The sequence below is a fragment of the Nocardioides cremeus genome (assembly GCF_030518195.1).
Classification (GTDB): Bacteria; Actinomycetota; Actinomycetes; order Propionibacteriales; family Nocardioidaceae; genus Nocardioides; species Nocardioides cremeus.
Window position 1 is genome coordinate 1 of sequence record NZ_JAULSC010000042.1, and the last position, 10396, is coordinate 10396.

General features: G+C 67.7%; 9 protein-coding genes, 1 pseudogene and 1 other annotated feature. Of the genes and pseudogenes, 5 read left to right on the plus strand and 5 right to left on the minus strand.

Annotation, left to right across the window (positions count from 1 at the left end; translation table 11 throughout):
- Window positions 1-314 precede the first annotated feature (314 nt).
- Window positions 315-1415, plus strand: coding sequence for a tyrosine-type recombinase/integrase (locus QWJ41_RS20310; protein ID WP_302710291.1), 1101 nt, complete (start codon window positions 315-317; stop codon window positions 1413-1415).
- A gap of 124 nt (window positions 1416-1539) precedes the next feature.
- Here QWJ41_RS20310 and QWJ41_RS20315 read toward each other — a convergent pair whose 3' ends face one another.
- From QWJ41_RS20315 to QWJ41_RS20330, 4 genes are all read right to left on the minus strand, one after another.
- The gene (locus QWJ41_RS20315; protein WP_302710292.1) at window positions 1540-2100 is read right to left on the minus strand and encodes a DUF305 domain-containing protein; all 561 of its coding nucleotides are present in this window, start codon (window positions 2098-2100) and stop codon (window positions 1540-1542) included.
- A gap of 160 nt (window positions 2101-2260) precedes the next feature.
- Entirely contained in the window at window positions 2261-3013 is a 753-nt protein-coding gene (locus QWJ41_RS20320) for an FAD:protein FMN transferase (protein ID WP_300954970.1), read from the minus strand.
- Window positions 3014-3099: 86 nt separating this feature from the next.
- The gene (locus QWJ41_RS20325) at window positions 3100-3549 is read right to left on the minus strand and encodes an FMN-binding protein (RefSeq protein ID WP_300954971.1); all 450 of its coding nucleotides are present in this window, start codon (window positions 3547-3549) and stop codon (window positions 3100-3102) included.
- A gap of 18 nt (window positions 3550-3567) precedes the next feature.
- Window positions 3568-4893 carry a ferredoxin reductase family protein gene (locus tag QWJ41_RS20330; RefSeq protein WP_302710295.1) on the minus strand — a complete coding sequence of 442 codons (1326 nt, stop codon included), beginning with the start codon at window positions 4891-4893 and terminating at the stop codon, window positions 3568-3570.
- 448 nt (window positions 4894-5341) lie between these two features.
- Between QWJ41_RS20330 and QWJ41_RS20335 the strand changes: the two genes are divergently transcribed.
- Genes QWJ41_RS20335 through QWJ41_RS20350 form a run of 4 tightly spaced genes read left to right on the plus strand, consistent with a single transcriptional unit; the run spans window position 5342 to window position 8632 of the window.
- Window positions 5342-5785 carry a hypothetical protein gene (locus QWJ41_RS20335; RefSeq protein ID WP_300954973.1) on the plus strand — a complete coding sequence of 148 codons (444 nt, stop codon included), beginning with the start codon at window positions 5342-5344 and terminating at the stop codon, window positions 5783-5785.
- 41 nt (window positions 5786-5826) lie between these two features.
- Complete coding sequence (locus QWJ41_RS20340) at window positions 5827-6513, plus strand: response regulator transcription factor (RefSeq protein WP_300954975.1); 687 nt, start codon at window positions 5827-5829, stop codon at window positions 6511-6513.
- Window positions 6514-6524: 11 nt separating this feature from the next.
- Window positions 6525-7898, plus strand: coding sequence for a sensor histidine kinase (locus QWJ41_RS20345; RefSeq protein ID WP_300954976.1), 1374 nt, complete (start codon window positions 6525-6527; stop codon window positions 7896-7898).
- 38 nt (window positions 7899-7936) lie between these two features.
- The gene (locus QWJ41_RS20350; RefSeq protein ID WP_300955024.1) at window positions 7937-8632 is read left to right on the plus strand and encodes a VIT1/CCC1 transporter family protein; all 696 of its coding nucleotides are present in this window, start codon (window positions 7937-7939) and stop codon (window positions 8630-8632) included.
- Between the two features lie 292 nt (window positions 8633-8924).
- Here QWJ41_RS20350 and QWJ41_RS20355 read toward each other — a convergent pair.
- A pseudogene (locus QWJ41_RS20355) lies at window positions 8925-10139 on the minus strand (IS3 family transposase).
- Window positions 9725-9855 (minus strand) — a sequence feature (AL1L pseudoknot). Its footprint overlaps the pseudogene before it by 131 nt.
- Window positions 10140-10396 lie beyond the last annotated feature (257 nt).

Below are 10396 nucleotides of genomic sequence, written 5' to 3' on the forward strand. Positions count from 1 at the left end.
CGGGTCGACCCCGGGCGACGCTGAGACCAGCACCCGGGACGAGAACAGACGAGGCCCGGACCTGTCGGTCCGGGCCTCGTCACTGTGTAGCGGGGGCAGGATTTGAACCTGCGACCTCTGGGTTATGAGATCTACCTACCGCCGATCTTCCGGGTGTCGTCAGGCGGGCGACTTTGGTAAAGTCGCAGGTCAGAGGCCAGTTTCACTCCCACACCCGTCCGCATTCGTCCAGACTCATCCGGCCGGGTTTGCGTACAACTGGCGTACGAGCAGCTTTCCAGATTCGTCTCGGGAGGTTTCAGATGGCATGGGTCATGACACGGCACGGGGCACGCGGCACCCGGTACACGGGTGCCTACCGCGACCCCGACGGAGCCACCCGCTCGGCCGGCTCGTTCTCCACCCGGCGCGACGCGCTGCGCGCGGCCAACCGTGAGGAGCAGAAGGTGCTCGCCGGGGCTTGGCACGACAACGCCCACGGCGACATCACGTTTCGTGCCTACGTCGAGAAGGAGTGGTTGCCCAACAAGCACGTCGAGGCCAGTACGCGAGCCGCGTACATCTCCTACCTCGACAAGCACTTCTACCCCTTCTTCGGACACCGTCGCCTCAACAAGATCTCCCCCTCACTGGTCCAGGACTGGGTCACCCAGGCCAAGGCCGACGGCCTCGCACCCCGCTCGATCCGCAAGTACCACGTCTTCTTGTCCTCGGTCTTCGTCCGCGCGGTCAAGGACCGGGTCCTGGTCTACAACCCGTGCGACCACACCGAGCTGCCCAAGGTGATCACCGGCAAGGCCCGCACCCTCGCTCCCGACGAGTACCAGCGGCTCCTGGCCGCGCTCCCCGCCCAGCACCGGCTGATGATCGAGACCCTGATCGAGGCCGGATTGCGGTGGGGCGAGCTCGTCGCCCTCAAACCCCGCCACATCGACTTCCTCCGCCGCACCCTGATCGTGGAGGAGACCATCGTGGAGGTCTCCAAGAAGCACTCCCCCACCGGCCAGCGCTACCTGGCCAAGCCCTACCCCAAGGACAACGAACCCCGCACCTTCGGCGTCCGCCAGGCCTGGCTCGACAACATGGCTGAGCACATCCGGGTCAACGGCATCGGGCACGACGACCTGCTGTTCCCCACCCGCGCCGGCACCCCGATCTCCCGGAACACTTTCCGTACCCGGGTCTGGCTTCCCGCGGTTAAGGCGAGCGGGGTCGACTTCCCTGTCCGGGTCCACGACCTCAGGCACGCCCACGCCTCCTGGCTCCTGGCCGGCGGCGCCGACCTGATGTCCGTGATGGAACGCATGGGCCACTCCCAGATCCAAACCACCCAGAAGTACCTCCACACTCTGCCCGACACCGACCAACGCAATCTCGACGCGCTTACGCGTGTCCAGACACGAAGGGACCCATGACTCAGGGACCCGGCGAGGGATGAGGCGCGCATGTCCACCGCGAGCGGGTTCGAGCGCTAGGGGCGAGCTGGCGTGGCCCGCACGAGATCTGCGGGCCACGCCTGAGTGGACGCCTGGGCCGCGTTCAGGAACCGAGGAGGTCCTCCATCTGGGCGATCTCCGCGGTCTGATCGGCCTCGATCTTCTCGGCCAGCCCGATGGCGTCGGGGTTCTCACCGTCCTGCTGCTCGGTCTGGGCCATCTCGATGGCCCCCGTGTGGTGCTCGATCATCATCTGGAGGAACATCTGGTCGAACTCGGCGCCGGTAGCGGCGCCAAGGCTTTCCATGTCGGTGTCGCTCATCATCCCGGGCATGTCGCCTCCGGAGTGATCCATCCCGCCCATGGAGTCGGAGGAGACCTCTTGGCCCCAGTCCTCGAGCCATCCGGTCATGGTGTCGATCTCGGGGCCCTGAGCGGCGGCGATCTTGTCGGCCAGCTGCTTCACCTCGGTGCTGGAGGCGCGCTCCTGGGCCATCGTGGCCATCTCCACGGCCTGTTCGTGATGCGGGATCATCGACTGGGCGAATGCTACGTCGGCGTCGTTGAACTGCGCGCCGTTGCTAGCGGTTGAATCGTTGGAATCGGTGTCGCTGCCGCAGCCGGCAACGGTCAGTGCCGCCACAACTGCAAACGCGACGGACATGAGTGTTCTCTTCATGGGTGTACCTCCTGAGTGATCTGTCAAAGTGGGGGCATGCGGAACTAGCGGAGCGCGGGAAGGCGGGTGAGGTCGCGGACCCCCTGGGGGTGGCTTGAGGCTGCCGGGTTTCGCCAGCACTGGCTCGGATGGCGACCCGCGCCGCTCAGCGGCCAAGGGGGTCCGTCAGGATCTGTGCCAGCTCCTCGAAGCCGTCGGTGCACCAGTACTCGCCGTCAGGGGTGACTGCGAAGCCTTCAACGCCAGCGAGCCCGTCCAGCCAGGGCCGGGAGTCGTGCCCCATGGCGAAGGCGGCGGTGGCGGCCCAGTCGACGAGGGTGAGGTCGCTCCCGACGACGGTGATGGATGCGAGCTCGCTGGCGGCCGTGTCGGCGACGGGGTCGATGATGTGCGGGCCGCGTTCGGCTGTCCCCGAGGTGGCCGCGGCCAGGCGAGCGTGTTGCGCCGACGGGCTGGCCACGGCGAGCAGCCGGTGCCGGTCGGAGGGGTCGACGATGCCGATCCGCCAGGCATCGCCTGGTCCGGGGACTCCAACGCACTGCACATCACCGCCGGCGGTGATGCAGTGGTGCTCGGAACCGGCACGAAGCAGCAGGTTGCTGGCCACCTCGACGCTCCACCCCTTGACCATGCCGGAGGGGTCGAGCCGTCCTTGGGGGTGGTCGGTGAAGTAGCCGCCGCTGGCTGTGGCGGCTTGTTGGCACAGGTCGAGCACGTGCCGCACTTCCGGTGCGCACTCGTCCAGGAGCAGTGAGCCGTTGGCCAGCCGGGTGATCTGGCTGTCGGGTCGGTAGGTGCTGAAGGTGTCGTCCACCCATTGCCACCAGGCCACCATCTCATCGACCGCGGCCGCGGCGGGGTCGAGGTCGCGCACATCGAGGGTGAACACGGTGCCCATCACCTCGACGATCCGACGGGTGCCCTCGACACGGTCGGCTCGCGGCTCATGACCTTGCGATATCGGGGGTGGTGACATCGAATGAGTCATGCTCCTCGGCCCGTCTGCGCGGATTGAGTGGTCTGGGTGGGCTGGTTGGCGATCTGGTCGAGTGCGGCCTGCAGCGAGCTGGCGTAGCCCTCGCTGGTGTAGGTGGCGCCGGAGACGGCGTGGATGCCGGCCCCTTGGGCCGCCAGCGCCTCGCGGCGCAGGATGGGGGCGGAGTAGTCGGCGATGCTGCCCGACTTCCCACCGGTGGGCAGAGCGACGGCCTGGACGTCGGTCAGCTTCCCACCCTTCACGGTGACGCGGACCTGGACCGGTCCGTAGCGGGTGGTGATCAGCGGCCCGGTCATGGTGCCCTGTGCGGCCGGGGCCAGCGCCACGTTGGACTGGCCGGCGAACGCGAGCGGGTCGGCCGAGGTGGCGGCCTTCCCACCGATCAGCAGCAGCAGTCCCAGGACGGTGCCGGCGGTGGCCAGTGCGGGACGGTTCATGGCTCCTCCTCCCCCTCCTTAGAACGTGAACTGTTCGGTGTGGATGTGTCGGGCCGGGACGCCGCAGCGCAGCAGGCTGTCGCGGGCGGCGACCATGAACCGGGGTGGGCCGCAGACGAAGGCGTCGCGGTCCTCCAGGTCAGGGATCAGGCGGCGCAGCCGCTGGTCGACCAGGACGTCGGCGTCGCTGCCGGGGGCACCGAGGACGTAGTGCACCTCGATGTGCTCGGCCCGTGCCAGGGCGTCGAGCTCATCGGCGAGGATGATCTCATCGGCGTGGTTGGCCCGGTAGATCAACGTCACTGGACCGGCGTCGGGCCCCAGGATCGTGTCGGCGTCGTGGGCGTGGTGCTCGAGCATGGTGCGCAGCGGGGTGACCCCGATGCCGCCGGCCAGCAGGAGCACGCCGTGCCCTTTTCGGCGTGCCGGGGTGAACGCGCCGTAGGGTCCTTCTGCGATCACCCGGGTGCCGGGACGCAGGCGCTGCAGGTCGCGGCTGTGGTCGCCGAGGTCCTTGACAGTGATCCGCAGCTCGGCGTCGGTCGGTGTCGCGGACAGAGAGAAGGGGTGGGACTGCCACCAGCCGCGGCGGGTGAGGAACCTCCACCGGAAGAACTGTCCGGGCTGGGCGCCGAGCCTGTCCAGGCCCTCACCGGAGACGGTGATCGAGACCACGCCGGGTGCCTCCGTGGTCACCGAGGCGACCCGCAGCCGGTGCCGCAGGGCGTCGCGGACCGGGACCAGCCACCGGTACCACAACAGGGCGGCGCCGACCGCGCCGTACAGGGCGATCCAGGCGGCCTTGGCCCAGCCGGTCTGGAAGTCGGCGCCGGCGGTGAGCACGTGCAGGAAGCTCAGCGCCACGGCGATATAGGTGAGCAGATGGATCAGGTACCAGGTCTCGTAGCTCACCCGACGGCGCACCGAGCGGGCCGAGATGATGCCGACCACGACGAGCAGGCCAAGCCCGATGGTGGCCAACAGCACGTTGGGGACCGCGACCAACAGGGTCGAGGCCTCCGCCAGGAACCCGGTCTGGGCGGTGATGGCGTAGCCCCAGGTGATCAACACGGCGTGCGCGACCAGCAGGCTGAGCAGGTAGCGGCCGCCCATGGCGTGCCAGCGGGCCAGCCGGTCCGAGCCAAGACCGTGCTCGATCCAGGGTGCACGGCTCATCAACAGCAGGATGACTGCGACGGCATAGCCACCGAGCAGACCAGTAAGCCGCCCGGCCCCGGTGAGCCACTCCCCCAGGCCGGCCAGGATCGTGGTGTCGTGCCACCACAACCCCAGCACGGCCACGGCACCGGTGATCACCACGGCGAGCAGTCCGCGTTCACTCACCGTGCGGCGGTAGGGGCGATGCCCCCTGGCCCGCGCGGACTCGGGGGTGGGTATCGGGCGGGCCAGGGTCGTCGTCATCTCACTGTCTCCTCTCTCTTACTCGACTGTCGGAGTCACTGTCGGGTCACTGCGGTGTGGTGGCGGGTGGTGCTGGGGGTGGGGACGGGCCGGTCGGGGGATCTCGACCCGCCCCACCGTCTGAGGGAGGCGTCCAGCCAGGTCCATTCCCGCTCGACCCCTGCACTTGTTCTGGTGGGGCGGCCACTCGCAAGTGCGGGGCCGTGGAAACGACGTTAGTTGAGCCTCGGTTAGGGGACCGTTTGCTCTGGGTTGTCGCCAGGCCAAGACTTTCCTGGTCGTGCGCTAACCGTGCATGGGGGGCGCCCCTAACCGATACTCCTCGACGCTGTGAGTCGTTCCTACATCCGATCGTTCGAGGAGAACCCCCGTGACTGACTCATCGCCTCTTCACCCCACGTCATCGACCACCGGTTCGCGCGTGGGTGCAACCGCACGGCGAGTCGCGTCGGCAATGATCGCCGCGGCAGGCGTGCTGCACCTGGTATTGGTTCCGGAGTATCTGGCCGAGGAACCGTTCGTGGGCATCCTTTTCCTGCTCTCCGTGCCTCTGACTGGCTGGGCAGCCTGGCGGTTGTGGCGCGGTGAGCACCTGACGGCGTGGCTTCTGGGAGCTGCCGTCTCCGCCGGCATGATCGGCGGGTTCCTCGCCAGCCGCACCTTCGGCCTGTTCGGCTACACCTCCACCGACTGGGCCGAGGGCATGCCCTCATTGCTGGTGGAGGCAGTATTCCTCGTGCTTGCCGCCCGCCACCTCATCTCGCAGCGCACAACACCTGCCCTGGCCAACGCGGGTCGGGCCGGCCGGCCCTGATGTCGGAGCCGCCACCCGGGGACGCTTCTAGGATGAACCCCGTGAGCCCCCGGGTGTTGGTTATCGAGGACGACGCGCTGATCGGCGCGAGTCTGCAACGCGCCCTAGAAGCAAGCGGATACATCGCCGAGTGGGCCAATGACGGCGCGCAGGGTCTCGAAGCAGCGCGATCGAGCGTGCCCGATCTGGTCCTGCTCGACCTCGGACTCCCTGATAGCGATGGAGTCGAACTGGCGCGCGTCCTGCTCACCCTGCACCCCTCGTTGCCGGTAGTGATGCTCACCGCTCGTGCCGAAGAGGCGGACGTGGTGACCGGGTTGCACGCCGGCGCGGTCGACTACGTGATCAAACCGTTCCGGCTCGCCGAGCTCTTGGCCCGCGTGCAAGCGCACCTGCGGGCCGCCGAGCGGCGTGACCAGACTGCACGCGTGGTGACCGTGGGCGACCTGCGCGTGGATCTTGGCGCCCGTCGGTTGTGGGTTTCAGGGCACGAGGTGGAGTTGCGGGCCAAGGAGTTCGACCTACTGGCTCGTCTGGCTCGTGACGCCGGACAGGTGGTCACCCGCCAACAACTTCTCGCCGACGTGTGGGATGAGCACTGGTTCGGTTCCACCAAGACTCTCGACGTTCACGTCGCTGGACTGCGCCGCCGCCTCGGGGAGCAGCCGGGCTCCGGGAGCCGGATCACCGCCCTTCGCGGGGTGGGCTACCGCCTCGAGACGCCATGACCCGACGCGTCATGCTCACCGTGGTCATGGTCAGCGCCCTCGCGGTGACCGTGTTCTTCCTTCCGATGGCCCTGTTGGTGCGTCAACACAACCAACACACCGATCTCCTTGAGCTGCAGAAGCTGGCCGTATCCGCCGCCCACGAGGCCCCTACCGACCTCCAGGAACCCGGAGTATGGCGTCCCCCCGATGCCGACCCCGAGCACCGATACGCCCTCTACGACAGTACCGGTCGGCGCATCACCGGCGATGGCCCAGACATCGCAGACGCCGCGGTGAGGGCCGCCCTGCGCGACGGTGTGGCCGGGGTGGCCACCGACACCCAGATCATCGCTGCGACCGCGCTGGGGAGCGGAGCCGGGCAGATGCGCGGGGCGGTCAGGGTCACAGAGCCAGCCGAGGAGAGCGCCGCGCGCACCACCGGCGCCCTTGCCTGGATGGCCGCTTTGGCCCTGGGCGCGGTGCTTGTCGCCGCCTTGGCCGGATGGTGGCTGCTGCGCCGTCTCCTGGGGCCGGTCAACGCCCTCCGCGCTGCGGCCGAACGCCTAGGCCAAGGTGATTTCACCGTGACCCTCCCCGACACCGGCCTGCCCGAGATTGACGACGTTGGCCGCGCCCTCACTGCCAGCGCTGAGCGGATCGGTGGGCTCGTCGAGAGGGAACGAAGATTCTCCGCGGACGCTTCCCACCAGCTGCGCACGCCCCTTGCCGCGACCATCGTGGCACTAGAGACCGAACTGATTGCTCCGCGCCCGGACCCCCGGACCGTTCTGTTCGAAAGCCTGGAGGCACTGGGTGGCTTGGAGGCCAGGGTCACCGAGCTGCTCCATCTCGCCCGCGACACACCCGGGCCGCGGCCCCCCATCGACCTGCACGCGCTGCTCGACGAACTCTCAGCCACCTGGGGTCCGAGGTACCGCGCCCACGACCGATCCCTGCAGGTTCAATATCAGGACCCGCCCGAGGTTCGCGCCTCTGAGGCCGCACTACGCCACATCCTGGACGTGCTCCTCGCCAACGCGCTTCGCCACGGTGAGGGCGACGTCGTCATCGGGGCCGCGGCCACCGCCGGCGGAGTGACCATCAGTGTCACCGATCAAGGCCCCGGCCCCACTCGACCCGACACCCTGTTCGAACGCCGCGACTCACAAGCCGTCGGCACTGGCATCGGCCTCGCGCTCGCCCGATCGCTCGCCGAGGCCGAAGGCGCTCGGCTCACTTTGCGCGACATTCAACCGACGACGTTCGAGCTGCTCATCCCCTCACCTGCGCAGCGCACAGAAGACTGGTCCCCCGCTGAAGTAGTGGCCACCCGCCGACCCGGCGTCATGATTTCGCAACTCGGCAACCCGGAGAGCACCGGAGGGGCTAACGAGACCCATTGAACGCAACACCGAACCGGCATTCCAAGGAGACAGTTCAAGTGGTAACTCATCGTGAAACGCATGTTGCAGACCGTGCTTCATGGCTTCGGGCAGCAGTTCTGGGCGCCGACGACGGCATCGTGTCCACGGCCGGGCTAATGGCTGGCGTCGCGGCCGCGGCCGGCACACGGACGACAATTCTCACTGCCGGTCTGGCCGGCCTCGTCGCTGGAGCCATCTCCATGGCGGCCGGCGAGTACGTATCAGTGTCTTCCCAACGCGACGCCGAACGCGCCGATCTGAACAAGGAGCGCCGGGAACTCACCGAGGATCCTGAGGGTGAGCTTCTCGAGCTCACCCTCATCTACGAGGGCAGGGGACTAGATCGGCCCCTGGCGGAACAGGTAGCACAAGCGCTGAGCAAACACGACGCTCTGTCCGCCCACGTTCGCGACGAGTTGGGCCAAGGCGAGCAAAGCGCGGCCAAACCGGTGCAAGCCGCGATCGTGTCAGCCCTGGCCTTCGCCATCGGCGCTGCCGTACCGCTCTTCGCCGTCCTGATCGCGCCGACTTCCACCCGAACCGTGATGCTTGTCAGCGCCACTCTGCTTGCTCTGGGTGTCCTGGGTGTGGTGGGAGCACGCCTAGGCGGCGCCAGACAGAGCCGGGCAGCGATGCGGGTTCTCGCCGGCGGCACCGCCGCCTTGCTCATCACTGCCGCAGTCGGCAAACTCGTCAACACATCGGGACTCTGACGTCACAGATTCGCGCCGGGAAAGATCGAACACACATGCGGCGGTCATGCGTCAAACGATCTCGCGGACTTTAGCTTCGCTAGGTCTTCCAATGTTTGGCAGTCGTCTCGAGTTTTCAGGCTGCCTTTCCCATGAACCGCCCTGGATTTATCGGAGGGCTGGTTGGTTTGTCGACGGCGCTTGAAAACGAGGCCATAGCAACGGATCGGCCTCGTTTTGGAGCGTTGGCGACGTGGTTGACGGCGTCCGGGTCGGGGGTCGTCGTCTTAGCCTGCCGGTGACGCTGTTCGAACTAAATCGGTGGCAGGTAACCGATCGAGGAGTGGAGTCGTCGAGTGTTGTACCAGTGAGACCCAGCGGGCGACCTGCCATTCCACTGCGGAGCGGTCTCTCCAGGTCGGTCCGCCGCCGTTGATGGCGCTCGGTCTTGAACAGCCCGATGGTGGACTCGCACAGGGCGTCGTCCAGGTCGTCGCCGACGGTGCCGATCGAGCCGGCGACGCCTGCTTCGAGCAGCTCGGCGGTGAACGCCACGGAGGTGCGACCCGGCGTCGGAGTGATGACCAGCCCGCTGGTGGTCCAGGTCGGGCCAGTGCTCGCTTCGCCACGGTGGCTGGTGCGCAGAGCTTGGGTGGATGGCGGCGAGGACCAGCTGGGTCCTCATCGAGGAGGTGACTACCCGCAAGCCGAGGATCCGGCGGGAGAAGACGTCGACGACGAAGGCGACGTAGACGAAGCCCGCCAGGGGTCCAGACATAGCTGAAGTCGGCCACCCACAGCTCATCGACCGCCTCGGGTGCATCCCAGCCGCGGCTGACCAGGTCCGGGTGCCGCGGCGCCGAGGCATCCCGTGGCGTCGTGGTGGTGTGGTGGCGGCCTCGGACAACCTCGCGGATCCCCGCGATCCGCATCAGCCGAGCGACCTGGTCCCGGCCCACGTCCAGGCCGGCGTGGCGGGCGGCTCTGTCGAGCTTGCGGGCCTCGTAGACGCTCCACTCCTCCCCGGTGCAGGGTCACCAGCGCCTTGGCCAGGTTGGCATCCTCGAGCTCGACAGCCGTGACCGGGTGCCGACGGCGCGCGTCGTAGGTGGACGGCGCGATCACGCAGCCGTGCTCGGACAGCACGGTGCAGATCAGCTCGACGCCGAACCGGTCACGGTGGGACTCGATGTAGTCGACGATCACTTGGGTCGGCGGTCGAGCTCCGCCTGAGCGAAAACGCCGCACTGGTCTTGAGGATCTCGTTGGCCCGTTCCAGCTCGGCCACGCGCTTCGTCAGTGCCCGGCCCTCAACGGACTCACTGGCCCGCGACGATCCGGCCTGGGTGCCATCGGCAGGGCAACGCTCCTCGACCCAGTTACGTAGCGTGGCCTGATTGAGGTCCAACAGCGAGCCCACGTATCGTCGTGCGCTCAACTTCGACTCACCCGGCTCGGCCAGCCGGTCGCGGTACATCCGTACCGCCCGATCACGGAACTCCTGGTCGTACTTCCTAGGTGCTGACACGGTGCTGACTCTCCTTGGATAGTTCAGCACCCTCCGGGATTTCCAGGGCGGTTCACCGACGCTCAGCCGTGACCCAGCAAGGCACCACGTACTACCGCGGATAGCCACGAACGGCAGGTAGACACAAACGACAGCCTGAAGCGCCCCAGGTTCTCGGCCGTTCCTATACGGGGTGCGGCTCTCGGTTGAGAGCAGCGTAGTGGGCTTGCTCGTACTCGACGGGCGGGATGTTTCCCAGGGTCGAATGGAGCCTGCGG

Coding starts and splice junctions, on each gene's coding strand:
- QWJ41_RS20315 (WP_302710292.1), bottom strand. CDS start 2,100: ATGTCCGTCGCGTTTGCAGTTGTGGCGGCACTGACCGTTGCCGGCTGC.
- QWJ41_RS20325 (WP_300954971.1), bottom strand. CDS start 3,549: ATGAACCGTCCCGCACTGGCCACCGCCGGCACCGTCCTGGGACTGCTG.
- QWJ41_RS20320 (WP_300954970.1), bottom strand. CDS start 3,013: ATGGGCACCGTGTTCACCCTCGATGTGCGCGACCTCGACCCCGCCGCG.
- QWJ41_RS20345 (WP_300954976.1), top strand. CDS start 6,525: ATGCTCACCGTGGTCATGGTCAGCGCCCTCGCGGTGACCGTGTTCTTC.
- QWJ41_RS20310 (WP_302710291.1), top strand. CDS start 315: ATGACACGGCACGGGGCACGCGGCACCCGGTACACGGGTGCCTACCGC.